This is a genomic window from Bianquea renquensis (assembly GCF_014384895.1).
In the GTDB taxonomy this organism is placed as follows: domain Bacteria; phylum Bacillota; class Clostridia; order Lachnospirales; family Bianqueaceae; genus Bianquea; species Bianquea renquensis.
Window position 1 is genome coordinate 152,774 of the sequence record NZ_JACRSQ010000002.1, and the last position, 25,039, is coordinate 177,812.

30 protein-coding genes are annotated in these 25,039 nt (G+C 48.2%); 18 read left to right on the forward strand and 12 right to left on the reverse strand.

The features are described from left to right. Nucleotides 1–14: 14 nt before the first annotated feature. Nucleotides 15–401 (forward strand): alcohol dehydrogenase catalytic domain-containing protein, encoded by a 387-nt coding sequence (locus tag H8730_RS02185; RefSeq protein ID WP_249289235.1) that lies wholly within the window; start codon nt 15–17, stop codon nt 399–401. Between the two features lie 44 nt (nt 402–445). Further along, a complete protein-coding gene (locus tag H8730_RS02190; RefSeq protein WP_249289236.1) occupies nt 446–997 on the forward strand; it encodes a zinc-binding dehydrogenase in 552 nt (183 codons plus the stop codon). Between the two features lie 227 nt (nt 998–1,224). On the opposite strand, the gene H8730_RS02195 is transcribed toward H8730_RS02190, so the two are convergent. From H8730_RS02195 to H8730_RS02215, 5 genes are all read right to left on the reverse strand, one after another. Further along, on the reverse strand, nt 1,225–2,145 hold the full coding sequence (locus H8730_RS02195; RefSeq protein WP_177713840.1) for a BsuBI/PstI family type II restriction endonuclease: 921 nt from the start codon (nt 2,143–2,145) through the stop codon (nt 1,225–1,227). Further along, a complete protein-coding gene (locus H8730_RS02200; protein WP_177713839.1) occupies nt 2,090–3,631 on the reverse strand; it encodes an Eco57I restriction-modification methylase domain-containing protein in 1,542 nt (513 codons plus the stop codon). The genes H8730_RS02195 and H8730_RS02200 overlap by 56 nt, the downstream gene beginning before the upstream one ends. Beyond that, entirely contained in the window at nt 3,618–3,830 is a 213-nt protein-coding gene (locus H8730_RS02205) for a helix-turn-helix domain-containing protein (RefSeq protein ID WP_177713838.1), read from the reverse strand. The genes H8730_RS02200 and H8730_RS02205 overlap by 14 nt, the downstream gene beginning before the upstream one ends. Before the next feature lie 66 nt (nt 3,831–3,896). Further along, a complete protein-coding gene (locus tag H8730_RS02210; protein ID WP_430385366.1) occupies nt 3,897–4,226 on the reverse strand; it encodes an AAA family ATPase in 330 nt (109 codons plus the stop codon). Continuing rightward, the gene (locus H8730_RS02215; protein ID WP_118099518.1) at nt 4,226–4,414 is read right to left on the reverse strand and encodes a LysR family transcriptional regulator; all 189 of its coding nucleotides are present in this window, start codon (nt 4,412–4,414) and stop codon (nt 4,226–4,228) included. Before H8730_RS02215 ends, H8730_RS02210 begins: the two co-directional genes overlap by 1 nt. Nucleotides 4,415–4,721: 307 nt before the next feature. Between H8730_RS02215 and H8730_RS02220 the strand changes: the two genes are divergently transcribed. Together H8730_RS02220 and H8730_RS02225 are read left to right on the forward strand one after the other, a co-directional pair. After that, nucleotides 4,722–5,255, forward strand: a complete 534-nt coding sequence (locus H8730_RS02220) for a helix-turn-helix domain-containing protein (protein ID WP_249289238.1) — start codon at nt 4,722–4,724, stop codon at nt 5,253–5,255. 15 nt (nt 5,256–5,270) lie between these two features. Further along, nucleotides 5,271–5,555, forward strand: coding sequence for a hypothetical protein (locus H8730_RS02225; protein WP_177714073.1), 285 nt, complete (start codon nt 5,271–5,273; stop codon nt 5,553–5,555). Nucleotides 5,556–5,759: 204 nt separating this feature from the next. Here the strand turns inward: H8730_RS02225 and guaA are convergent, their stop codons facing one another. The 5 genes from guaA to H8730_RS02250 all read right to left on the reverse strand — a co-directional run bounded on the left by guaA (nt 5,760) and on the right by H8730_RS02250 (nt 10,021). Then, entirely contained in the window at nt 5,760–7,067 is a 1,308-nt protein-coding gene (gene guaA / locus H8730_RS02230) for a glutamine-hydrolyzing GMP synthase (protein ID WP_177714074.1), read from the reverse strand. A 224-nt stretch (nt 7,068–7,291) separates the two neighbouring features. Then, the gene (locus H8730_RS02235) at nt 7,292–7,834 is read right to left on the reverse strand and encodes a hypothetical protein (protein WP_177714075.1); all 543 of its coding nucleotides are present in this window, start codon (nt 7,832–7,834) and stop codon (nt 7,292–7,294) included. Nucleotides 7,835–7,849: 15 nt separating this feature from the next. After that, entirely contained in the window at nt 7,850–8,299 is a 450-nt protein-coding gene (locus H8730_RS02240; RefSeq protein WP_249289239.1) for a zf-HC2 domain-containing protein, read from the reverse strand. Beyond that, nucleotides 8,265–8,825 (reverse strand): RNA polymerase sigma factor, encoded by a 561-nt coding sequence (locus H8730_RS02245; RefSeq protein ID WP_177716901.1) that lies wholly within the window; start codon nt 8,823–8,825, stop codon nt 8,265–8,267. Before H8730_RS02245 ends, H8730_RS02240 begins: the two co-directional genes overlap by 35 nt. A gap of 23 nt (nt 8,826–8,848) precedes the next feature. Continuing rightward, on the reverse strand, nt 8,849–10,021 hold the full coding sequence (locus H8730_RS02250; RefSeq protein ID WP_177716899.1) for a DUF4097 family beta strand repeat-containing protein: 1,173 nt from the start codon (nt 10,019–10,021) through the stop codon (nt 8,849–8,851). A 139-nt stretch (nt 10,022–10,160) separates the two neighbouring features. Between H8730_RS02250 and H8730_RS02255 the strand changes: the two genes are divergently transcribed. From H8730_RS02255 to rplT, 12 genes are all read left to right on the forward strand, one after another. Further along, complete coding sequence (locus H8730_RS02255; protein ID WP_346726540.1) at nt 10,161–10,349, forward strand: PspC domain-containing protein; 189 nt, start codon at nt 10,161–10,163, stop codon at nt 10,347–10,349. A 3-nt stretch (nt 10,350–10,352) separates the two neighbouring features. Next, the gene (locus H8730_RS02260; protein ID WP_177716897.1) at nt 10,353–10,988 is read left to right on the forward strand and encodes a hypothetical protein; all 636 of its coding nucleotides are present in this window, start codon (nt 10,353–10,355) and stop codon (nt 10,986–10,988) included. 393 nt (nt 10,989–11,381) lie between these two features. Next, complete coding sequence (locus tag H8730_RS02265) at nt 11,382–14,021, forward strand: valine--tRNA ligase (RefSeq protein ID WP_283243825.1); 2,640 nt, start codon at nt 11,382–11,384, stop codon at nt 14,019–14,021. Between the two features lie 19 nt (nt 14,022–14,040). Further along, a complete protein-coding gene (locus H8730_RS02270; protein ID WP_177715040.1) occupies nt 14,041–15,378 on the forward strand; it encodes a bifunctional folylpolyglutamate synthase/dihydrofolate synthase in 1,338 nt (445 codons plus the stop codon). Nucleotides 15,379–15,393: 15 nt separating this feature from the next. Further along, the gene (locus H8730_RS02275; protein ID WP_177715042.1) at nt 15,394–15,537 is read left to right on the forward strand and encodes a hypothetical protein; all 144 of its coding nucleotides are present in this window, start codon (nt 15,394–15,396) and stop codon (nt 15,535–15,537) included. A gap of 5 nt (nt 15,538–15,542) precedes the next feature. After that, nucleotides 15,543–16,985 carry a tetratricopeptide repeat protein gene (locus tag H8730_RS02280; RefSeq protein ID WP_249289343.1) on the forward strand — a complete coding sequence of 481 codons (1,443 nt, stop codon included), beginning with the start codon at nt 15,543–15,545 and terminating at the stop codon, nt 16,983–16,985. A 1-nt stretch (nt 16,986) separates the two neighbouring features. Next, nucleotides 16,987–18,297 (forward strand): alkaline phosphatase family protein, encoded by a 1,311-nt coding sequence (locus tag H8730_RS02285; RefSeq protein WP_177715046.1) that lies wholly within the window; start codon nt 16,987–16,989, stop codon nt 18,295–18,297. Beyond that, nucleotides 18,294–19,145, forward strand: coding sequence for a phosphatase PAP2 family protein (locus tag H8730_RS02290; RefSeq protein WP_177715048.1), 852 nt, complete (start codon nt 18,294–18,296; stop codon nt 19,143–19,145). The genes H8730_RS02285 and H8730_RS02290 overlap by 4 nt, the downstream gene beginning before the upstream one ends. 78 nt (nt 19,146–19,223) lie before the next feature. Then, the gene (locus H8730_RS02295; RefSeq protein WP_177715050.1) at nt 19,224–19,856 is read left to right on the forward strand and encodes a hypothetical protein; all 633 of its coding nucleotides are present in this window, start codon (nt 19,224–19,226) and stop codon (nt 19,854–19,856) included. A gap of 367 nt (nt 19,857–20,223) precedes the next feature. Further along, a complete protein-coding gene (infC, locus tag H8730_RS02300) occupies nt 20,224–20,718 on the forward strand; it encodes a translation initiation factor IF-3 (RefSeq protein ID WP_177715052.1) in 495 nt (164 codons plus the stop codon). A gap of 105 nt (nt 20,719–20,823) precedes the next feature. Then, the gene (gene rpmI, locus H8730_RS02305; RefSeq protein WP_177715054.1) at nt 20,824–21,021 is read left to right on the forward strand and encodes a 50S ribosomal protein L35; all 198 of its coding nucleotides are present in this window, start codon (nt 20,824–20,826) and stop codon (nt 21,019–21,021) included. Nucleotides 21,022–21,070: 49 nt separating this feature from the next. Next, on the forward strand, nt 21,071–21,427 hold the full coding sequence (rplT, locus tag H8730_RS02310; RefSeq protein ID WP_177715056.1) for a 50S ribosomal protein L20: 357 nt from the start codon (nt 21,071–21,073) through the stop codon (nt 21,425–21,427). Nucleotides 21,428–21,815: 388 nt separating this feature from the next. On the opposite strand, the gene H8730_RS02315 is transcribed toward rplT, so the two are convergent. Then, entirely contained in the window at nt 21,816–22,874 is a 1,059-nt protein-coding gene (locus H8730_RS02315; RefSeq protein WP_177715058.1) for a PDDEXK nuclease domain-containing protein, read from the reverse strand. A gap of 157 nt (nt 22,875–23,031) precedes the next feature. Beyond that, complete coding sequence (locus tag H8730_RS02320; RefSeq protein WP_177715060.1) at nt 23,032–23,589, reverse strand: DUF1836 domain-containing protein; 558 nt, start codon at nt 23,587–23,589, stop codon at nt 23,032–23,034. Nucleotides 23,590–23,844: 255 nt separating this feature from the next. On the opposite strand from H8730_RS02320, the gene H8730_RS02325 reads away from it, so the two are divergent. Then, entirely contained in the window at nt 23,845–24,123 is a 279-nt protein-coding gene (locus H8730_RS02325) for a helix-turn-helix domain-containing protein (RefSeq protein ID WP_249289243.1), read from the forward strand. A gap of 223 nt (nt 24,124–24,346) precedes the next feature. Further along, nucleotides 24,347–24,994, forward strand: a complete 648-nt coding sequence (gene trhA, locus H8730_RS02330) for a PAQR family membrane homeostasis protein TrhA (protein WP_177715064.1) — start codon at nt 24,347–24,349, stop codon at nt 24,992–24,994. The last annotated feature ends 45 nt before the right edge of the window (nt 24,995–25,039 follow it).

The window sequence follows — 25,039 nt, forward strand, 5'->3', positions numbered from 1 at the left end:
CAGAAAGGAGAAAAATGAAAGCAATACTTGTAAATGATGACAGAAGCTTAAGGTGGGACAATGTGCCCGATCCGCAAATCAAGAGCGAGGAGGTTCTCGTTGAAATTCACGCCGCAGCGTTAAACCGCGCCGACCTCATGCAGCGAGAGGGCGATTATCCGCCCCCGCCGGGATGCCCTGATTGGATGGGACTTGAAATTGCCGGCGTAATCGTCGAGATGGGTGACGAAGCAAAGGCAAAATCAAATTGGAAGATAGGCGACAAGGTATGCGCACTTTTGGGTGGCGGCGGATATGCCGAATACGCGGCTGTTAAATATGATATGCTTATGCCCGTTCCGAAGAACTGTTCAATGGCAGAGGCGGCGGCAATACCGGAGCATTTGCAACAGCTTATCTGAATTTATTTATCGAGGGCAATATAAAGCCCGGAAATACGCTGCTTATGAACGCCGGAGCGTCCGGACTGGCAAGTGTTATTATACCTATGGCAAAGGCGTTCGGTGTGAGAGTTATAACAACGGTTTTATCTGATGAGATAGCATCGTCAATAAAGCATCTTAATGCTGACAGAGTTGTTGTAACGACAAAGGAGGATATTTCATCTGTACTTAAGGAGGAGCTTGAAAACGGACACGGCGTTGATGTTGCCATTGACTGCCTGGGCGGCGAGATTATGGGTAAGTGCATACAGTATCTCACACACGGCGCAAGATGGATTATGATTGCGGCTCTTGCGGGACAAAAGACGGAAATCGACCTCAAAAATATCTATGTGCGCAATGTGAGAATTGTGGGAAGCACGCTCCGTTCAAGAACTCCCGAAGTTAAAGCACAGATACTTTCCGAGCTTGTAGAAAAGGTATTCCCGAAGATTGAGAGCGGCGAGGTTAAGCCGACAATCTATAAAACCCTGCCTATAACCGAGGCGGAGGCAGCGCATGATATTTTGTATAAGGGGCAGAACGTCGGAAAGGTTGTTTTGACGGTAAGATGAAAGAGCTTGAAATTATTCCGATAGAGTACGGTAAATCGGTTTTATCTGAAAGAGAAATATTTCAGGGAGGGGCGGAGGACAAATTTCGCCCCATTGTGTACATTCAGCGTGATGGTTTCTTTATAATGAAAATAGCAAGAAGCTTTGCTTTCTCGCATTCACTCTTTCCAGTCAATTCTGTTTTTTCAATAAAATCGAGTATCTTCATTCTAAAATAGTCCTTTGCTTTACTTTCTCGGTCCTAAAAACTTGTCCCCATTCAAATGAATCATATGGTCGGGCATATCCGCAATCCAAACCTCAGTTTCCCAAGCGAGCATTTCGGAAAATTTTTTGAAGGTCTTGAAATCAAGAAACGCAGTAACATAAATCTTTCCTGCTGTAACGCCTGCGGTCATTTCTTCGATTTCTTTTATCCGTTTAGGCTCCATCGGTCCAACAGAAGTAACAGATTCGATAAAGTATAACCAATTTTTTTCTTCAGAGTAGAGGACAACATCAGGCATTTTATCGTGAAGCGTAATGGCAAATCCGAGTTCTTGCAGCTTTGCTACATTCTTTACCAAGTCCTTTTCTGTAGTATCACCAACGTAAAGGCACTCGGAATTTGGCGCAAAGCGAGGGGCAAATTCTTCAATAATCGCCTTTTGCAGTTCATTGTGCTTGCCGGGTGAAAAAGTAAAGTTCTCACCGTTAATCCGAACAGGCATTTTTCTCATTGTACGCTTAGACGCATAGAGATCAATCAGTGTTTCGTGAGATTGCAGAAATTTTTGCTTTTCTGATTCCCAATATGCTGTTCCATAGCTACGAATAAGAGAGAGCATTTCGTCTGTTAGACGATAACGATAGTTAGGACTGTTGGTTGCTTTTCCATTATCCTCAATAAAAGCAGCATTTCTAAAGTGGTGCATAGCCTGTTTTCGGAATGTCTCTCGGCTGTTCTCCGTATATGTAACGCCATAGTTCTCTTTTGTATATGCGATAACATCGTGAATACGAATCCAGCTATTTGTGGCATCGGACCATTCATCTTGTTCCTTTATATCTGCCATAGCCAATAGAACAAAACAGCACAAATCCGCCTGTTGTTTAACTGGCACTTGCAATTCTTTCAGTATTTCTTTCGCTTCCTCGACTTTGTTCATAAATGAAACTCCTTAATATTTTATCACAGCCCATTTCGGTCATATCCCGCAATTTTATCAATTCTTTGCCTAACAGTTCTATACTCTCCAAAGGCGGAACAGGCATAGAATTGATTTCCGTAGAATTGACCTGTGTAGAGCCGTTTAATATCCTGTAATAGCTATCGTACAGGGTAGAATTAAATAATACATATAACCCATAAACAACACATTCCGACAATTCTTTTAAGCCGCAAATAAAGTTAATTTTATTTTGTGTACTGATTTTTGAATAATCGGGATATTTTCTTGCTAAATACACACCACACTGCAGACGCCTATGTTCTTCTTTGGCAGTAAATCTCTTTACAAACAGGTAATTTATATTTGGCTGTAGTAACCCCAACTGATCTGTAACGATATACTCGTGTTCTTTGCCTATAGGAAATATGACTTTTCCATCTTGTATGTGTTGTGAATAGAAAAGAGGGACTGCCTGACCTTCGGCTGTATCACGCAAAACTTCTCTGTTTCTAAAATCGACGGTTAAGCCCGTTTTCATTTTCAACCCAATACTTGGCAATGTATTTGTCCATCTGTTAAGCAGCCTAAGTGTCTCTACCTCTTGCTCATTTGTAACTAAATGAACATAGGTATCTTCGCCTGAAACAACTGTAGTATATGGTGCTTCAAAATTCGTTTTATTGGAAAAATCCCTATTACTCTGTGTTGTTGTAATGGTTACACTCGCAGGAGTTGCAGTAGACTTTCTCATTTTAATAATAATCGTTTCCTGCAACACGCTCTCATTTTCAAACACTTTATCACGGCTAACAAACAAGTGAATATGCTCTAAGACACCATCGTTCAAAAACTTTTGACGAAATCTTTTAAAATAAGCTCCTGATGTCCAAGAACGAGGAATGATATATACCAACTCGCCGTTAGGGATTAAATTAAACATTCCCATTGCCGCAAATAGAAAATATAGATTGGGCGCACCATAACATACATCTGGCATTGCTTTAGCTTCTGGAGCGTCTTTTGCTATTTTCATATATGGCGGATTCCCGATTACCATATCATATTTCAACGGATTCGGATCCGCACAAATCATTTCATTATATTCAAGCATTTGACTTAGAATATAGTTATCTTCTCGAATCTCGTAATCAAATGTTAGTGTAGTATGCTGCCGAACCCATTGTAGATTTGTCCTTAACAATTCAATAATTTTAGAATCGTTTTCATAGCAGATTAAGTGGACATATTGTAGCTGAGGGATTTCTTGCAGCCTCTCAATCAGTGCAATCGACAAAACGCCCGAACCTGCACCAGCGTCAAGAATTTGCAGTCGTGTTTTGTTTTTAGGCACATCAAATAATCCAGCCATAAATACAGCAGTTTCTTTGCTCGTAAAAAACTGACCGTACTTTTTTCGTTGAGACTTCGGCATTTCATCAATATATTTATTTGTTGTCTGGATAGCAAAATCAAGCAGTTTCATTTTCAGTAAACTCCATTATATCTCCAATATCGCAAGCTAAGACAGTACAAATTTTACATAAACTCTCTAACGATACAAATTCATTACGGCTCATTTTGGCAAGAACATTAAAGCTCACTCCTGCTGTGTTTTTCAAATCGGTTCGATTCATCTTCTTATCTATAAGCAACTTCCACAGTTTATTGTAGCTAACAGTCATTTCGGCACTCCATTCATTAGAATTACCTACAGTATAACATTAACTAAACGAAAAATCAAGTTGTGCTCATATATTCGTGAGAAAAACTTCCGACCAAATGAATAGATGGCAGGTTGCATTATTGGAAGTTCTCTTTTCCTTGCTGAGAACAAATGCTCCGTCTGCTGCACCCATCAATCCGTTTGTTCCCGAAATCATGTCGAAAATATCTTCCGCTTTCTGCTTTCGGGTGTGATGAACGATAAGCATTGTAACTTTATAACTATCCGCCAACGTTTTGAGCCTTGCCACAATGTCATAATCGCTTGCGTAACTGTAATCTGCCCCACCAGCTTCACGGACACCTTTCCAATTCACATACCAAGTGCCGTTGTCCGCATTTTTGAATACTGGCATTATTTACTCTCCTTTCCTGCTCCGTAGAGCCTTTCATAAAAATACTGGCGGTTGACACGCCCTGCAATCGTAATAAATCCCTGTGCTTTCAGTTCTTCGTTCAGCTTTCTGATGAGCTTATAAGCATAGGGCTTTGATACGCTTAGTTCCTGTGCCACATCATCGGCACGAATAAATTTGTTTTCCATATTGTCAGTCCTTTCATAAGATTTTTAAGCTGCCGTTCTCCCCGAATATCGTTCCTGCCCCATTTCAGCGGCGTTATCTCGCTCACTCTTGAATAAATCAAAAGGTCTTGGCGAAGTATCCTACTCGGACGGTCATTTAGTTTTTATTAAGCATATTAGCTTAGTGATTTCTGCTATACTAAGCAAATACGCTTGTGTCAAGAGGTTTCGAGGAAAATATTAAACTTTTTTGTTTGATTTTCTATTGACGATTCCTAAACATATCTGCTATACTGGTTGCAGTACATAAGCAAGGAGTGTAAACACTATGGCTATTGGCGAAAGAATACACTTTTTCAGGCTTTTGCGCGGTATGACGCAAAAATATCTTGGTACGGCTGTCGGCTTTTCCGAACGGAGCGCAGATGTTCGTCTGGCACAGTACGAAACTGGCTCCCGTAAACCCAAAGCAGACTTAACGGCTGCATTGGCGCAGGTGCTTGATGTTTCCCCGCAGGCTCTTGATGTTCCCGACATTGACAGCTACATCGGTCTTATGCATACCTTATTTACCCTTGAAGATATTTACGGTCTTACCGTCAGCGAAGCAGACGGAGAAGTCTGCTTAAAAGTCAACAAGGACAAAGGTAAGGACGCTGCCGAATTGCTGAAAATGCTCTGCGCTTGGAAAGAACAGGCGGACAAGCTATCTTCCGAGGAAATCAGCAGGGAAGAATATGACAACTGGCGTTATTACTATCCGAAGTTCGATACCACACAAATCTGGGCGAAAGTTCCCTCGCAAGAGTTAAGCGACGCATTAGTCGAAGCATCCAAAAACAATTTAAATGATGATAAATAAAAAGGAGGGATTGTTATGTGGGTAAGAAATAGGTATACAGGACCGGGAGGAGGCTTATACACAGGTCCCGGCGGTGGACTCTATACAGGACCCGGTGGTGGAGCATATACAGGACCTGATGGTGGACTTTATACGGGCCCCGGCGGTGGTTTATACACAGGCCCTGGTGGCGGACTTTATACAGGTCCTGATGATAATCCATACATGAGTAATTGGCCTCCACGAGAATATTTGTTGAAAGCATTAAGGCAATCAGGTCAAACAAATATTATTCAATTTATGCTTAACCATGGATTCTAAAAAAAGCCCTTAGCTATGAGTTACTACCCACAGCTAAGGGCTTTATAATATGGATTTATTTGTTGTACAGCATCATTCTGTAACCCATAAACCACTGAGTTACAAGAATAATGGCTCTTATACAACCGTTATCAAATTGTTATCAAAAGACCTATTGAAACGCCGAAAACCCGCATAAACACTGGGTTTCTTCGACCTCTCATTTCACTCCCATTCAATCGTCGCCGGCGGTTTTGGCGACAGATCATAGCAGACGCGATTGACATTCTTGACTTCCTTCAAGATTCGGTCTGTGATCTTCCCAAGCACAGCCCAATCCACGGGCTCCACCGTGGCGGTCATAGCATCGACCGTATTGATGGCGCGGATGATCACCGGGTACTCAAAGCAGCGTGCATTGTCCTTGACGCCCACGGACTTAAAATCTGGAACGATGGTAAAATACTGCCACACCTTGTGGTCAAGTCCGGCCAGCGCGAATTCTTCCCGGAGAATGGCATCCGCCTCGCGGACAGCCTCCAGGCGCTCCCGGGTGATGGCGCCGAGACAGCGGACTCCAAGTCCTGGCCCTGGGAAAGGCTGGCGGTACACCATCTCATCCGGCAATCCCAGCTCCACGCCACAGCGGCGAACTTCATCTTTGAAGAGCTGTTTTAAGGGCTCAACCAACGCAAACTGTAGATCGTCCGGCAGCCCCCCCACATTGTGATGGGACTTGACGATCTTCGCCGTCTTTGTCCCACTCTCCACGATATCCGGATAAATCGTGCCCTGAGCAAGAAAGTCGATGCCCTCCAGTTTGCGGGCCTCCTCCTCGAAGACACGGATAAATTCACTGCCAATGATCTTTCGTTTCGCCTCCGGATCGGAAACGCCGGCCAACGCATTCAAAAAGCGCTCACTGGCATCCACATAGGTGAGGTTCGCGTTGAGTTGATCCCGAAAAACCCGAACGACGCTCTCGGATTCATCTTTGCGCATCAGGCCATGGTTGACATGTACGCAGTACAATTGGTTGCCGATAGCCCGAATCAACAGGGCGGCAACCACAGAACTGTCCACACCGCCGGATAGGGCCAGCAGCACCTTTCGGTCGCCGACTTGGCGGCGCACCAGCTCCACCTGATCCTCGATGAAATTCTTCATATTCCAGTTGGCGTCAGCGCCGCATGTGTCAAAAACAAAAGTTTTTAGAAGTTGCGTATAGGAAGCCTCGTCCGCGGGCCAACAGTCCAATGCCTCGCCCCCGTCCTTCCGGGGATGTGATACCGCAAGAATGGGATACCCAGCGCGATATAGCTGAGGACACACATCGATCGCCGTTCCATCCACCATATGGTTGGGGCCGCCGTTGAGGATGAGGCCTTTCACTCCCGGCAGAGCCGCCAGCTCATCCACCGTAATGTCATGAGGATAAATTTCACTGTATACGCCAAGATCCCGGATTTTTCTTGCAACGCCTGTGTTATCGGTACTGCCCAGATCTAAAATGACAATCATGTCTTGTTTCATGGAAACGCTCCTTCGCAGAAAAGTAAAGCCGCTGAGCGGCAATATATGTACTATTTTAGATCAAGATACGAGGAAAAGCAAGAACGAATTTAACTTTTTTTGACGAAAAAAGGGAGAAGGCCCACCGCTAAAAAAACGGAGGGCCTTACGGTAGAAATAACATACATGGCGAATCCACAGAGTGAAGCCACTTCCGCCGTCTGCGCCATACGGTAATCCATTGATTACGGTTGCGCGGAATCATGAGGCTCCGAATCGGATCCACTGCCATCGGATTTTTTGAAGAATCGATCAAAATGAAGCGGCTCCTGTCCTTCGGACCGCTTCTTAGTCTGATAGAGAATCAAGAGCCCGAGGGCGATCAGCAACAGAGGGAAAAACAGATTGGACAGTGTGTGGAGCACGCCACCCATCAGGAAGCGATTCAGGAAGGAGAAAAGGTTGCCGATTAGCGCGAAGGCGCCCGTCCCGATCAGGAGAAGGGCTACGCCGAAGGTGGTGAGAAAGCCCTCGTCGGGGACGGCCTCACCGGCCGCAATGCGGTGATACAGATGGTGGCAGTCAAAGAAGGAGAAAAACCAGACGACCACCGCCGCCACACCGATCAAACCGGTGAAAAAGAAGAGATCAAAGGACACGGAAAAGCTAAGCAGACAAAAAAACAAGACCATGAGATGCAGCCCGCGTTTCATGAGACCCAGGTACATGTGCCCGGCGCCTGGAATCAAGGACGTGACAAAAAGTAGAAAACGATTGGTGTGTTGCATAGCGAAACCTCCAAGTTATAATGATGGAAACCGCGCCCAGACGTTCCACAGACCGCTGAGCCAAGATTCAAGGGATACAGAAAAATTGCTGATGAACAGCGATAGATGTTCATAAATGTTGGCAGGAAGGGAAAGAAAATCGACGCCCAAGAAAAAGAAAAGGAGGACGAGACAGCCGGCCGCGATACAACTGCTCCCCAGCAAAAGCCCTGTTGTGAGAGAGGGCTTGCGGGAAGATGGCTCCCGCCGCTGATTTTGAATCCGCTGGGCGACGCAAGCTTGCAGGCCCGGCGGCGCGGGCAAGGGCGTGAGGCGAAGCGACTCCATCAAAGCTGTGGTCTCTTCCTGATAACGGCTACAGTTGGGACAAGTATCCAGATGCTGGCGAAGCTGACGGATCTCGAGTTCCGTCGCTCGCCCGTCCAATTGCTTATGGATTAAGATTCTGTACTTGTTGCACTGCAAGATCATCACCTCCCATTTCCCGAATCATTTGTTCTTTAAGCTTGTTCCGGCCGCGGTAGAGCCGCGTCTCCACGGTGCGAAGCGGTAATTCCAGCGCTTTTGCGATCTCTTCATAGGAGAGCTGCAAAAAGTGATATAGGATTATGACATCCCGATATTTGGCCGGCAGCTGTGTTACCAGCCGGCGAACATGCGAAGCGGTATCCTCCCGCACCAGACGAGATTCTGGCTCCTGAGATGGAGGGGACAGCGCCCGTGCCGCGTCCAATTCCGCGCGCTGAGGCCGCCGCTTTTGCTTTCTCAGAAAATCCAGGCATGTGTTCACCGCAATTCGGTACGACCATGTGGACAGTTGGCATTGATGACGGAATTGCGTCTGCTTCATATAAAGCTTTAAAAAGATTTCCTGGCACAGGTCCTCGGCATCCGCCTCATTTTGTACATAGCTATAGGCCAAATTGTAGAATGTATGTTGAAACTCTGACACAAAGGTGTCAAAATCCAAGGACGCCTCCAAGTCCTCCATGTAAGCTTCACCTCATTTGCTGTTTATTCAAACTCAATCGTCATATCGCCAAAGGATTGAACCAATGTGAACTCCGGTCCCCCCTCCCCGACGGATCGTTGAATCTCTGAGTCCAGAGAATCGCCGTCCAGCCCCCACAAGGGACAATACAGGGAAGCGAAGCTGCTGGTGACGGCGAAATGGCCGTTCTGTTCAGAAGATAGCTGCAATGCAATATCTCCATATTCACTGTCGACATTCACGTTCCCCTCTAAAACCTCTGTCACAGTTAAGTCCGCGTCAGAAAAGCTGGAGGTGAGGGAAAAGGGGGCGCTGGTGGACCCATTGAGGGAGCTATATTCGAGGACCCATTGGCTTGAGGCGTGAATGGTATCTAGATATATATCGGTGAAGGAAGCATCTAGATTCAGCTCCCCCTCTATATCGGAGAGGTAGACATCGCTGTAAGAGGTGTCCAGTGATATGGTGTTTAGACATCCGGTAATCTCCATTGTACCAAAACTCTGAGCTAGGTCAAGAGCTAAGTTGCTGGGAACCGTAATCACATAGGAGATCAAAATATCACGGGCGCCGGAGGAGCCGGATGAATAGCTGGATACAGCCTGTGCCATGGATGGAGAAAGGCCAAAGAAAAACGTATCGCCATCCGCTTCAAATCGAAAGACGCTGTCATCGATTGTTCCAGCGTGCTCCTGGAAAGACGGGGTGGCCTGAAATGAGTACTCAATGGTAATATCGTTGGTATCGGCCCCTACGATTTGGATATCGCCGCAGGGGTTGACGCCTTTGAGCATGGAGAGATTCTGGGCCGCCATCCCATGAGTACCGCTGTAAAGCAGCTCCAGATCGTCATCCGTGTAGTGAGAGTCCAGTTCCAAGTACCGGCTCGTATGCCCAACAACCCCCATTATGAGACTGTAGACAGAAAGGCAGACAATGATCACAAATAGTAATGCGATACTCTTGCCGTCAAACTGAATGGTAGGCTCTTCACACCCTTCCGCCTTAGCGCGGCGGCGGCCTGCTGCGCTGACAATGAAAAATTCCGATCCCAGAGCGATTAGCACAATGGGGATAAAGTACTTAAGGGATTCAGTAAAGCGAAATGAGGGCACTAGATTGCTGACGAGAACCAGAACTCCCAAGGCGATTAAGGATACGGCTAAGGTGATAGCGCCCAATTTTTTGGGTTTCATAGAATACCTCCTCTGAAATGTTCACCCCTTTAGACGTCATGGCCGGGAAGATTCCTTCAAAATCTTTATAATTTTTTTATTGAATTCTCTCCAGTTTGAGCTATAATAGAGATACCAGAAAAGATAGGAGGATATGGCGATGGATATGTCCAAAAAATTATACCGTTCCAAGTCCGATCAGAAGCTCGCAGGCATCTGTGGGGGAATTGCAGAGTACTTCCACATCGATTCCACATTGGTGAGAGTGATCATGGCGCTGGCAGCTTGTATGGGCTGGGGGATCGTCTTTTACATTATTTGCATTTTTGTCATTCCCCTGGAGCCTTAAACCATGAAATTCAGCACGACAAGAAAGGTTTTATTCCTCTGTATTCTATGTTTCATGGTGTTGGCAGGCGTCAGCTGCAGAGGTGGATACACCGATGCCAGCGATAAACCGCCGGCCAATTGGGCGCCGTATTCAATTCAAGACCTCTCCTTCCGCTTTCCGGCTGGCTGGAGTGCCATCTCCTGGGAGGCGGTCACGGATAAGATGCAAGAAAATATGAATCTTTTAGGCGAGGAGAACAAACTTGCGCTATACGGGTACTTTGCCAGCCCTGTGGGAGACAGGGGGACGATCGACTATCTGAGTTTCGCCTATATGGAAATGAAGGGGGAGGTGACAGCCTCCGACATGGAAGCGATCATGGATGAGTTGAGCGCGCTGTCCAAGTCCATGAGATCGTTAGGCGTGGACGCGGAGATCGTTCAGAAGGCGCGGATCCGGCACTATGGGTCGGTGGACGCGCTCACACTGGCCTATCAAGTTGGATATGGGCAGGCCGCCTGTGTAATCCAGATAGGCTTAGTTCCCCGCGGAAACCGGATTTATCAGGTGGCATATTCCAATTTTACGACAGTGAAGGATGACAATACCCTGGAGAGACTCCTGACATCCCTTACATTTGCAGACGCAGCCCCGTAAGATTTTGTAAGAAATTTTGTAAGGAATAATTTAGGAAGGTCCCCTTGACAGCAAGCCGGATTTCCGCTATAGTTATGAACAGTGAAAAGTTGTGAGAAAGAGGAGTACACCAGGGCTGGCCGTCAGAGAGAGGGATCCGAGGCTGGAAGATTCCTTTGGTACAGTTGGTGGAAGGTCGCTTTTGAACTGTTTCGGCCAAAGTCCGCAGGCAAACTGGGGACCGTAACCGAAGACGCAGCGGCAGCGTTAGGCCGATGAGACGGCGGCTCCGCACCGGCTTGCCGTGAAATAAGGTGGTACCACGGTTTTTCGTCCTTACAGGGATGAGGGACCGTTTTTATTTTACAATTTGCGATTAAAAAATGGCGCAGACGCGCCTGAATGGAGGACACCATGCGAAAAGAATTGCCAACCACATATGATCCAGCCGATGTGGAGGATCGGCTGTACCGTCAATGGGAAGAGAGAGGATACTTCCACGCAGAAGTGGAGGAAGATAAGCCTCCCTATACCATTGTGATTCCCCCGCCGAATATTACGGGACAGCTGCACATGGGCCATGCGCTGGATAATACCCTCCAGGACATTTTGATCCGGTGGAGGCGGATGCAGGGATATAACACGCTTTGGCAGCCGGGAACCGACCACGCCAGCATTGCCACAGAGGTGAAGATCGTGGCGGCCATGGCGGAGGAAGGCCTCACGAAGGAAGACCTGGGCCGGGAGGGCTTTTTGGAGCGGGCCTGGAAGTGGAAAGAGGAGTACGGCGGGCGGATCATCAAGCAGCTGAAAAAGCTGGGCTCCTCCTGCGACTGGGAGCGGGAGCGGTTTACCATGGATGAGGGCTTATCCCGCGCAGTGCTGGAAGTTTTTATCCGCCTGTATGAAAAAGGTTTAATTTACAAGGGATCCCGGATCATCAATTGGTGTCCCGAGTGTCAGACATCGATTTCCGACGCGGAGGTAGAGCACGAGGAGCAGCAAGGACATTTTTGGCACATCCGCTACCCCTACGCGGATGGAAGCGGCTATATCGAGGTGGCCACCACCCGCCCGGAAACCATGCTGGGGGACACGGCCGTGGCCGTTCATCCGGAGGATCCGCGCTACGCGGATGCCATTGGAAAAAACGTCATCCTGCCGTTGGTCGATAAGGAGATTCCCGTCATCGCTGACGCCTACGTGGATCGAGAATTTGGAACCGGCGCCGTGAAGATAACGCCTGCCCACGACCCCAACGATTTTGAGGTGGGACTTCGCCACAACTTAGAGCAAATCTGCATTCTGACTGACGATGGACATATCAATGAGAAGGGCGGCCGTTACGCTGGAATGGAGCGATATGAGGCGCGAAAAGCCATCGTCCAGGATTTGGAGGACCAGGGATATCTGCTCTATGTGGAACCCCATTCCCATAACGTGGGAACCCATGACCGCTGCCACAGCGTCATCGAGCCCATGGTCAAGCAGCAATGGTTTGTGAAGATGGAGGAATTGGCGAAACCCGCCATCGAGGTCCTAAAGAAGGGGGAGTTGACCTTTATTCCAGAGCGGTTTGGCAAGGTATATCTCCACTGGCTAGAGAATATCCGGGACTGGTGTATCTCAAGGCAGCTCTGGTGGGGCCATCGGATACCCGCTTACTATTGTACAAAGTGCGGCCATATGGTGGTGGACCGGACCATGCCGGAAGGACCCTGTGAGGCATGTGGTGGAACAGAATGGGTTCAGGATGAAGATACGCTGGATACCTGGTTCAGCTCTGCGCTGTGGCCCTTTTCAACTTTGGGCTGGCCGGATGACACGCCGGAGTTCCGACATTTCTATCCCACCAGCGTGTTGGTGACAGGGTATGATATTATTTTCTTCTGGGTTGTCCGCATGGTCTTTTCTGGACTGGAGCACACAGGCGAGTGTCCGTTCCAGGATGTATTTATCCACGGTATTGTGCGGGATTCTCAGGGGAGAAAGATGAGCAAAAGCCTTGGCAATGGAATCGACCCTCTGGAGGTCATCGATAAATATGGCGCCGACGCCCTTCGGTTTACGCTCGTGACAGGGAACGCGCCGGGCAATGATATGCGATTCTATTGGGAGAAAGTGGAGGCCAGCCGCAATTTTGCCAATAAAATTTGGAATGCATCCCGCTTTATTCTGATGAATATGGATGAAGAACCGACTGCCACGCTGGATGAGCTGACGGCGGCAGACCGCTGGATCCTGTCAAAGGTGAACCGGCTGACGAAAGACGTGACGGAGAACATGGAGAAATACGAGCTGGGCATCGCGGTGGCCAAGCTGAACGACTTCTTCTGGGAAGAATTCTGCGACTGGTATATTGAGATGGTGAAATCCCGCCTCTATAACAGGGAAGATTCGACACGGCCGGCTGCACTGTGGACGCTGCGCACGGTTTTACTCAATGCGCTAAAGCTGCTGCATCCCTACATGCCCTTTATCACGGAGGAGCTTTTCTCCTACGTATGCCCGGAAGAAGAGACCATCATGTTGTCCAGCTGGCCGGAATATCGGGAGGACTGGGATTTCTCGTCGGAAGAAGAAGAGATCGAGATCATGAAAGAAGCGATCCGCGGCATTCGGAACATTCGCGCACAGATGAATGTTTCGCCGAAACACAAGGCCATGGCGGTGATCGTAACCAGTGACGGCAGGACGGCCGACATCTTTCAACGTGGAACCGGTTTTTTTGCGCCTCTCTCTTATACAAGCGAGGTAGTCGTGCAGAGAGATCGGACGGGAGTGCCGGAAAGTGCAGTTTCCATCCCTCTGGAAAAGGCTGTCGTCTACATTCCCCTGGACCAGCTTGTTGACCTGGCCAAAGAGAAAGCTCGTCTGGAGAAAGAGCGGGATTCTCTCAGCAAGGAGCTGGAGAGGGTGGCGAAAAAACTGTCCAACCAAGGATTTTTAGCAAAGGCGCCACAGGCGGTGGTTGAGGAGGAGAGAGTCAAGGAAGAAAAGTATAAGGCTCTTATGCGCCAGATCGAGGAGCAAATCACCCGGATTGGAAAATAGTGCAAGGAAGGTGATGTGCATGGATAGGCCGCGAGCCCTCGAGAAAGCGCAGACGCCATATGAAAAATTGACCACCTGGCTGGACCAGGTTCCACTGTACGGTCGGAAAAATGGCCTAGAGAATATGAAAAGCTTGATGGCCTTCTATCAGAATCCCCAGGATAGGATTCCCATTATCCATGTGGCCGGCACCAACGGTAAGGGCTCCTGCTGTGCTATGCTTCAGAGAATTTTGATGGAGGCGGGATACCGCACGGGGCTCTATATTTCGCCGCACCTGCAGGACTACCGGGAGAGGATTCGAATTGATGACCAGCTGATTTCAGAGGCGGATTTCGTCGGAATAGGATGCGAAATTCAGGATACAATACGGGAAATGACAGGGCGCGGGGAGAATCACGCCACCTTCTTCGAAATTCTAACCGCCATGGCCTATCTGTATTTTTATCGCAGAAAGGTGGATATGGCGGTGGTGGAGACGGGGGTCGGTGGGAGGCTGGACGCCACCAATGTGGTGAAGGCTCCGCTTCTGACCGTGATCACCTCCATCAGCCTGGATCATACCCGGGTGCTGGGGCGCGACCTGGAGTCCATCGCCACAGAGAAAGCCGGCATCATCAAAGAGGGCGTGCCTCTTGTCTTGGCGGCGAATCCATCCTCTGTTCAGAAGGTCATCCGCCAGGTATGCCAGCAAAAGAAGAGCCCCTATCTCTATGCTGGAGAAGGCGTGCCCCGCATTCGATGCCGTGATCTGACTGGACAGACATTGGATGTGGAGACACCAAAGCTTGCCTATCCCAACTTGCGGGTGTCTCTGTGCGGAGACTATCAGGCCGACAATACGGCGGCGGTTCTGGAGGCCGTCCGCGTTTTACAGGCAAAAGCGATGCCCATTGCAGAGACGGAAGTGCGGCGGGCGCTGCAAAAGGTTCGCTGGCCGGGAAGAATGGAACTCGCCGCAGTGGGAGATAGGAGAATTTTGCTGGACGGCGCTCACAATGAAGACGGGGCCAGACAGCTTGGGCAATACATTCAAAAGCATCTGTCCGGGCAGCCCCTCACATTGGTATTCGGCGCACTACAAAAAAAAGACTGCACAGGGATTCTCAATCACCTGACAAGGTCGAGTGAAGTCAAAAAAATCCTGTATACGCCTATCGCCGGTGAAGAGTGCATAACTGCGACAGAATTTCAGACCCTTGTTCACAGCCTCCATCTCCAGATTCCCTTCGAGATTGCGGAGGGGACGGATGAGGCCATGGAGCTAGCGTGTGGGGAAGGGCGATTGATTGTCTGCGCGGGGTCCCTGTATTTGGTGGGGGAAGTCAAGCGATGGATTGCAAGGCGAAAAGAGTGAAAAAGGAGTGGTTGCATGTTTAATTTCCATGAGGAACTGGGACGCTATAAACCCAGCGAAGAGCTGGACACATCCGGAGCCGAACTGTCCGGCGAAGAAGTAAAGGACATTGTGGATATTGTGGAGATGATTTTGAAAGGTGAAGAGGCGGAGGAGTGAGCGAGATGAACCCCCGTATTGTGGAGAAAATACGCCGGAGGGCCAATGGATTTTATAATCTGGGGCTTGACCTAGCCAATCGTCAGAATCTCAGCGGTGCCCGGCAAGAACTCGTAAAGGCCGTCTCCTACGACAAACGCCACACGAATGCCAGGAATCTGTTGGGGCTAGTCTGCTTCCAGATGGGTGAGATTGGGGAAGCTGTCCGGCACTGGACGACCAGCATAGCTTTGCAACCAGGGCCGGATAACCGCGCGCAGCGCTATCTGCAAGATTTAAAGCGAAATGAAAAATTAGTGCAGAGCATGAATGAGAGCCTTCGCATGTGCAATGAGGCCATGGTGCAGCTCCGAAAGGAAAGTCCTGATTATGCTCTCGTCCGGCTGAAAAAAGCTGTGGCCATGAACCGCAACTACATCAAAGCCTATCTGCTCATGGCGCTCTGCTATATGGAGACGAAGAACTTTCGAAAAGCTAAGGCCACATTGGACAAGGTGGAGAAACTGGATGTGAACAATGCAGTGGTTTTTAGCTATCGCACGGCCATCCGAGAGATGCAGGCGGAAGGGCAGGAAGATGCGGGAGACAATGAGATCCGGGATCTGACCCGAGATTTATACGTACAGAAAACCTTGGCGACGCCTGATGTACAGGAGATCTTTACTGGCAAAAGGAATAAGCGGCGCTCGATGCGCAACTGGTCGGGACCAGTGGCGCAGATGCTGCTATTTTTGGCAGGAATCGGCTGCGGTGTGGCGGCAATGTTTACTCTCTATGTCCCAGATAAGGTGGACAGTCTCAACAGTCAAGTGAGCAAGCTGACCGCTGAACTCACTGAGAATATGACGGCTCGAGGGACGTTGGAAAGTCAACTTGCGCAGGCCCAGCAGGAAGCGCATCAGGCGCAGCAGGAAAAGACGGAATTGGAATTGAAGCTGGAAGACGCCAATGACGAGTGGCAGGACAAACTATCACAGCAGAAGGAAAATCCCTTGGCGGCAGCGATGACAGCCTACCTCCAGGAGGATTACGCAGCCTGTGGCAAGGCCCTCTCCGAGGTGGAAGAGGGAGCGCTGGAGGGTGATAATAAAACGCTGTACACTGCGCTGCTGGATAAAATTAAAGAGCCTTTATACACCAACGCCTTTTCCGCAGGCTATAATGCCTACCGGGAAGCGCAGAACCTGTCAGGGGATAGCCGGACGGAAAAGCTAACTCTGGCGCTAGAGCAGCTGACCTTAGCCGCGGAATACTCGGACGCGGGCACGGAGCGGCGGACGGATGCGCTGTATTTCCTGGCAAGAACCTATTATTTGCAGGAAAATTGGGCCGAGGCTGTGACGAGCTTTGATCAATATTTTGAGGAGTACACGGGATCCACGTCAACGCAGCAATATCAGGATGCCGTTAAATTCTCGGGCCGGGCCAAGGAAAGGGCACAGGGATAAGATGAAAAACCAGCAGTATTATATGGTGATTTCCTTCGACGGCCTCGCCGCGTCGGATTGGGATACATTACAAGCCCTGCCGAATTTCCGGCGATTTCTGGCAGGCGCCGGGTATTGCCGGAATGTGTACAGCGTGTATCCCTCTGTCACCTATCCGGCCCATGTATCCATCATGACGGGCCGTTATCCCGCCCATCACAGGGTTATCAACAATACGAGGTTTCAGCCCAAACGGATGACGAAGCCTGATTGGTGTTGGGATCGTCGGCTGATCCATGGAAAAACGCTATATGAACTGGCCCGGGAGAAGGGAATGACCACGGCGGCCTACCTCTGGCCCGTCACAGGGCGAGCGCGGCTCACATACAATCTGCCGGAGGTATTTGCCAACCGGTGGTGGGACAATCAAGTTTTTGCCTCTCTTCGGCGCGGAAGCTTCTGGTTTCAGGTTCAAGCGGCCCTGCGGTTTGGAAAAATGATTGAAGGAGTGCGGCAGCCTCAGCTGGATAATTTTCTCCACGAGACGGTTAAGTATGCCCTCCGCAGTCGGAGTCCACAGGTGAATTTCGTGCATTATGTGGATCTCGACGCGACACGGCATCTGCATGGACATGACTCTCCGGAGGCGTATCAGGCGCTGAGGCGCCATGATGCCAGGTTGGGAGAGTTGATGGATGCATTCGTCGAGGAAGGGTTGGAGGATCAGGTCACATGGGTCATCTTAGGCGATCATTCCAGCATCGATGAGCATACGGCGGTCTATCTGAATCAATTTTTCTGGGAACAGGGATGGCTACAGCCCAATCAAAAGGGAGGAGTCCGCTGGTGGAAGGTTCTCTGTCAGCATTGTGATGGATCGGCGTATATCTATGTGAAATCTCCGGACCTGGTGGAGCCGGTGCGCCGTGCGCTTGAGATGTTCAGTAAAGCGCATGGCGGCTGTATCGAGCAGATCCTAACCGGCCAGGAGGCAAGACAATTAGGCGCCAGTGATACATGTACTTTTATGGTGGAGGCGCGCCGTGGATATTATTTTTTAGACGCCTGCGACGGTGTAAGCGTGTACCCGATTCAGGAGGGCGATGTGGGGAGGAAGCCTCACATCACGAAGTCAACCCACGGATATTCCCCCTATAAACCCGATTATACTACGCTGTTTGCCATGCGGGGGAGGGGGATCGCAAAGGGCGAAGTCCTCTCCTCCATGAAATTGGTGGATGAGGCGCCGACTATGGCACGGCTGTTTGGCGGGACGTTGCCGGAAGCGGATGGACAAGAGAGAATTGAATTTTGGAAGGGCGATGCACGGTGATCAATAAAATCGAGCGGTTCTATTTATTCCTGGCTGCGTTCCTGTGGTGCGGCTTGGTGGCGCTCTTTACATACGGAGATTTGGAGTTCTCCAGGTCGCTGGCCAATGCACAGGCTAGCTGGGCGGTGTGGCTCGAGCGCCTTGGAGAATTTCCTGGAGTGCTGACTGCATGGCTAGCGTCGGCGATTGTGTTGGCCAGGGGAATCTGGGCGGAGCGCAGAGAGGAAGGGCAGCGCTGGTGTCTGGTCATAGGGCTGCTTGCACTGCTCTGCCTCTCCATCTACATCCCCAACCGGTATTCCTACTACTTCTGGGAGAGCCGGCCGGTCAGTTTCCCGGAGTGGCTTATGGCCTTTACCGTAGCCACTTTTGTGGTGTGGGGTATGTATCGGCTTATGGAGGATGCTTCACCGGAGGCTGGCAGGGAGGCGGCGAAAAAGGCGGCCTTTGCCCTGCTGGTCTTCGCGGTGATCATGTTGACAGTCTATATCATAAAGGGGATCTGGGGGCGGGTTCGATTTCGGGAGATGCAGGACAATTTTGAGCTCTATACTCCCTGGTATGTGGTGGTGCGTGATTCGCCCGGAACCTCATTTCCCTCCGGTCATACGGCTAGCGCGGCGATGACAGCGCTCTTGATTTTTGTACTTCCGGTCCAACAGCGCAGAACCCGGAATTTGCTGGTGCTGGCGTCTGTCGTGTATACGGTGATCGTAGCCTACAGCCGCGTGGTCCTCGGAGCCCATTTTTTCACGGATACCCTGTTTGCCATGGGAATCACCTATGGGGGGATCCTGATCGCAAGCGGGATTTATCGGATATTGGGTAAGAGGACCTCTTTTCAGTAGTCAATACCAGGTAAATAATACAGCCTATTACACCGGTTCCATTGCATACATGTTGATTCGATCCTAGGGGGAAGAAATTTGAAAATCAATACAAAAATATTTTATTGTCTTTGGGCAGGGAGCGCCCTCCTGTTATTGGTTTTGGCGGGATGTCATTCCTATACGCCGCCAGATGGGTCCTATGACAACAGGGCTGATGTAGCCGATATGGAAAAGCAAGAGCTGACACAACAGATTCAGAATCTCGCCCTCCCTCAGGAGGAACAGATGACAAGAAGTATAACCTATAGAATGGAGACTCTCAAATCAGAGGGCATTGTACAGCTTGTTCGGTTTAATAAAGGTCGGTATTACTCCGTCACGCCTATGGACAATGGCGGATACCTGTTTTTATTATATAGCGATAGGGAGATGGCGGATCCGTATGTGGTGGATGGATATTTGGTCTCCTCTTTTCCAGATAAGGATGACTTTCAAAACATTTCGGTTGGCATGAACCGAGACGAAATTGTTGCAAAAGACCCATCAGCTTATGTTAGCGGGAACAACCGCAGTTTCCACCGATTTTCAGACAGGTCCATTCTCAGTATAGAATATGAAGCAACCGAGGACAACCGGTATGTCGTTTCGGCATACGGGTATTTACAAGAGAACGATTCGGTTGTGTATTATCTATTGCCGCAGGATTTTGATCTGATCACGAAACCCTAATTCTGCGGTTAACAGGTTCTTGAAAAAAACGTTTGCATCGTCAAAATAAAGGCTTGACAGATGGATAAAAGCAAAGTATAATAGATAAAGTATAAAATAAGTAGAAGATCCGCTTCTCACCTTTGTGTTGCGATACGGCAAGGGTTTATATCGGTAAGACAGCGCCGGAGACTGTGTGGACGGCGCTACCGGCAGGTATGTCTATCAGCGGATCTCGGGATCCGCTTTTTTGTGCTGGCGCGGATGGAATCCAAAGAACGGGTTTTCTGCCCCGGGTTAGAAGGGATCCCGTGTACTGCTAGCCCCCTGGGGGATGAAGAGGTAGAGGAATTCATTATTGTGGAGGTGTCCGACTATTAGCGAGTTAATGATTAACGAGGAGATTCGTGACAAGGAAGTTCGGCTGATTGATGAAGAGGGGAATCAGCTTGGGGTCGTGCCAGTGAGGGAAGCGCTTGCCATGGCAAGAGAGCGCAATCTAGACCTGGTCAAAATTGCGCCGCAGGCGAAACCGCCGGTCTGTAAGATTCTAAACTATGGAAAGTACCGTTTTGAGCAGATCAAACGGGAAAAAGAGGCGAAGAAGAAACAGAAGGTCATCGACATCAAAGAGGTTCGCCTTTCTCCCAATATCGAGGAGCATGATTTGCAGACAAAGCTGAAGAATGCCGTGAAATTCCTGAAGAATGGCGATAAGGTAAAGGTCTCCGTCCGTTTTCGCGGGCGTGAATTGTCCCGCACTGAGATTGGCCGCGAGGTTCTCGATGATTTTACAAAAGGAATCGCAGAGGTCGGCGATGTGGAGAAGCCCCCGAAGATGGAGGGGCGAAGCATGGTCATGTTTTTGATGCCCAAGCATTGAGGTCACTCCGAGATGTTTTAGCATAAAGAATTGTTGCGGCGCAAGTCGCTGGCCCTCCCGGGAACAGCGGAGGGGCTATAGTATAGATCTTAAGGAGGAAAAGTTATGCCAAAACTAAAAACGAAAAGAGCTGCTGCAAAACGTTTTCACGCGACGGGAACCGGAAAGCTGAAGAGGTTTAAAGCGTACAAAAGCCATATTCTGACGAAGAAGACCACGAAGAGAAAGCGCAACCTGCGGAAGGGAACCATCACGGATCCCACCAACGCAAAAGTCATGAAAAAGGTTTTGCCGTATCTATAATCGTATTTGGATAGAGAAAATGCACTAAAGTGAACAAGGAGGAAGTATCATGGCAAGAATCAAAGGTGCGTTGCACAGCCGCAAGAGACATAAACGGGTATTAAAGCTGGCGAAAGGATACTACGGCGCCAAATCGAAGCAGTACCGCACAGCGAAAGCGGCGGTGATGCGGGCGCAGGCGAGCGCATATGTCGGACGTAAGCTTAAGAAGAGAGATTTTCGGAAGCTGTGGATTGCCCGAATCAATGCTGGCTGCCGTCAGAATGACATGTCCTACAGCCGCTTTATGTATGGCCTGAAGCAGGCGGATATTAATCTAAACCGCAAAGTTTTGGCGGATATCGCCGTCAACGATCCGGAAGGATTTGCCAATCTGGTGGAGACAGCGAAAGCCAAGCTGGCGTAACCGAATGTCTGAGCTTGAATCGACAGCAGGGCAGCGCGTGGGTCGTCTGGGATCCAGGAGCTGCCCTGCTTTTTACCCAATGAAAAAACCGCCGCAAGGCGGGTAATAAAAAGTTCGCGTTCGTACCCTTCACATAAGGAAGTGGAGAGTACGTGGGCGGCCTTTCACAAATTACGGTATAGTCGTTCGTGGCTATGCCGTTTTTTCTTCTTTGGAACGCTTTTGCTTTAAGCGTTATTGGAACATAGTACATCAAGTTCGACAATACGCTTCTCAGATTTGGACAGTTCACGCCGCAGACTCTCAAGCACTAATGATAAGTTAATTCTTATAATATCCGCTACTTATTTTTACTTATATCAAATTGGCTTACAATCCGTAAGCTAATTTATTCAGACAGTTCACTTTCTATTTCTTCCACTGTCGGCAGACTACTTTTAAATTCCTCACGAAGCACCTTTGTCAGTTCATATTCAGCAATCCCGATTGGCTGTGAAATATCATCGAGTGCATACTCAGCGACAACATCATCCTTATCCTTACAAATAAGTATACCTATTGTTGAATTATCTTGTCCTGTTTTCATCTGTTTATTGACAGCTGTGACATAAAAATTTAATTTACCTGCAAATTCCGGCTTGAATTTTTCCGTTTTCAGCTCCACGACAACATAGCAATGGAGACGGACATGGTAAAAAAGCAAATCCATATAGAAATCACTTTCACCGACATGCAAATGTACTTGTCTGCCAAGATACGAAAAACCCGTGCCTAATTCCAATAGAAATTGTGTAATTTGGTTGATAAGGGCATCCTCTAATTCTTTTTCGTCATATTTTTCTCTTAAAGTCAGAAAGTCAAAATTGTATGGATTTTTCAATGTTTGTTCAGCCAAATCAGACTGTGGCTCTGGCAATTTTAATTGAAAATTGGAAATAGCTTTTCCCTGTCTGTCATACAGACCGCTATCTATCTGATGTTCTAAAACAGTTCTGCTCCAACCATTATCCATCGTTTTCTGCACATAAAACAACGCTTCTGTGATATTTTTACATTTATACATAATCCTCTGATTATGCCCCCACGGAATACCTTTAACTAATTTTTCAATCAGTTCCATTTGGCTTACAGGCTGTAAGCCATTTTCATTGAAGGTATAAAATTTGTACCAATATCGTATGCTTTTTAAATTTTGCACCGAAAAACCCGACATGTTAGGAAAAGTTTTTTGCAAATCCTTACTCATTGTTGTAAGAAACGACTCTCCCCATTTCGCATTTTTCTGTTTGTCAACAATATCTCTGCCTATATCCCAATATAAATCAAGTAGTTCATAATTCACTTTAACAGAAGCTTTTATCTGGCTATGCTTTATTCTGTCTTTTATATTTTCTATCCATGCTTTATATTCATCATCCACAACAAAGCCAACCTCACTGCTTGCCATTTCTATATTCCTCCAATCAGTATATCCTATCCTATGCCTATATATGTATTTTTCATTGGAATGAATTTTTCCACTTTCTTAGTTGAAAGTCTGATGCATATCATAAGCAGCCAAAGAGGGACACTTCCTTATGTGAAGTGTCCCTTCCGCGAACTTTTTATTTTTGCGATTCTGCCTGAAGCTGATCGAGAATTTTTTCCGCCAACCGTTTCTGGGAAGCGGCCTGTGCGGCTAAGGCCATGGCGTAGAGGCGCAAGGCTTCCGTTGCTTGAGACTCTGCGAGAAGGTTTTGCACCTCTGTGAATTCCTGCTGCGTGCGGGATAGAAACTCCTGTTTTTGCATTTGCTCGATTTGACAGAATTGTTCGTAGAAGGAGGGGAGAAGATCCGGATTTTGTATGACAGGGGACAGCAATTGTCCGATATCAGAGATCGAGAGAGTTTGCTTGAGCTTGAAAATCATAATGAGGAGCATGAGATGACAGCGGGTGTATTTTTTTTTGACGGGAGAGGGGAGCAGTCCATCCTTCGTATAGTTGTTGATCATCGTCTTGGTAAAGACCTTGTCCTCCTGGGAGCGAAGATTGGAGGAGAGGAGGCTGTCAAGATAGGTGGTGACCTGATCCATATAGAGATCGATGGAAGGGATTGCGTCGAAGGGAATAGGCTCATCCTGCTGCATGGCAGCAAGAAGTTCTTGTAAAATCGTTTCCATAATGTCATCTGCCTTTTTCTTTTTATTATACAGGGGAAGGATCGAAAAAGCAAGTCCTTCCCTGTATACGATGCCGCCACATCCATTTCATTCTGCTATTTATTGAAAAGTATTTTGTATTGCTCTATATATAAAACATATATCCTATATTCATAAAAATTGCTTAAAATATAAGACAAAAGCTCAATACGAAATACAGCAAAAAGATATAGGAAAAAGTATAATGAAAGATAAAAAACAGAAAGGGCAATGCACATGAGCAAAGAAGTAGAATTCAAAAACAGGGACCGATTTATCCAGCTAGGTATCACGATTGCTGCTCTTCGGAAAATGCGCGGCATGTCCCAGGAGAAGTTGGCAGAAAAGGCAAAGGTCAGCAGATCGCATATCAGTTCCATCGAGGCGCCGAATATTATTCGCCCCTTTTCACTTGAAGTATTCTTCAATATTGCCGATGCTCTTGAAGTGGATCCAGGCGACCTGATTAACGCGTCAATGTTTTCTGATCAGATGATCAATAAACGAAAGAACTAGGGGTTCAGCCCTTGGGCGAAGTCAGGGAAGCCTGAAGTTAGGCTGTGGGAATGAACGATATAGGAAGGAAAAGGACTTAAGGAAGAGCTTACTTGAGAATGGACAGAATAATGGGGGAATGGTGAGGTTGATGTTGTGTCAATGTTATTGTATAATAAGTAGTAATAAAAACTATATAATATCGTAAAATAAAAGGTATAATATGGTGGTTAGGGGGAGTGGTATGAAAATAAAGGAACCTGTCAACGCATATACCCATCTGGCGGGGGGAATAGCGGCGCTTCCGGCGGTGGCCTATCTAATATGTCAGGCAGTGCTGTATGCAGGGGTGTGGCACGTGGTCTCCTTTTCCATCTACGGAGCCAGCTTGATAGGCCTCTATCTGGCAAGTGGCATGTATCACATGCTCACAGTCTCTGACAAGACGGAAATGCGGTTGAAGAAGCTAGATCATATGATGATTTTTCTTCTCATCGCGGGCACATATACGCCGCTGTGCCTGATTCCCCTCCGAGGACCCTGGGGTTGGGCGCTGTTTGGAATTATATGGGGAGCAGCGCTGGGAGGAATTTTATTAAAACTCTTTTGGATCGGCGCGCCTCGATGGCTCAGCACAGCTTTTTATATCGTCATGGGGTGGATGTGTGTCATTGCCATTTATCCGTTGATTCAAAAGCTCCCCGTGGGAGCTTTGAGTCTTTTGCTGGGCGGCGGTGTTCTCTACACGGTAGGAGGAATCATTTACGGGACCAAACGGTTCCCGCTTCATATCAGGCACCTGGGATTTCATGAGATTTTTCATATTTTTGTGCTGGGAGGGAGCGTCTGTCATTACAGTATGATGGTACTCTACTTGCTTCCGATGCGATAGACAAAAGACAGCAATAAATTCAACAAGAAAAGGGCCGGGAGAACA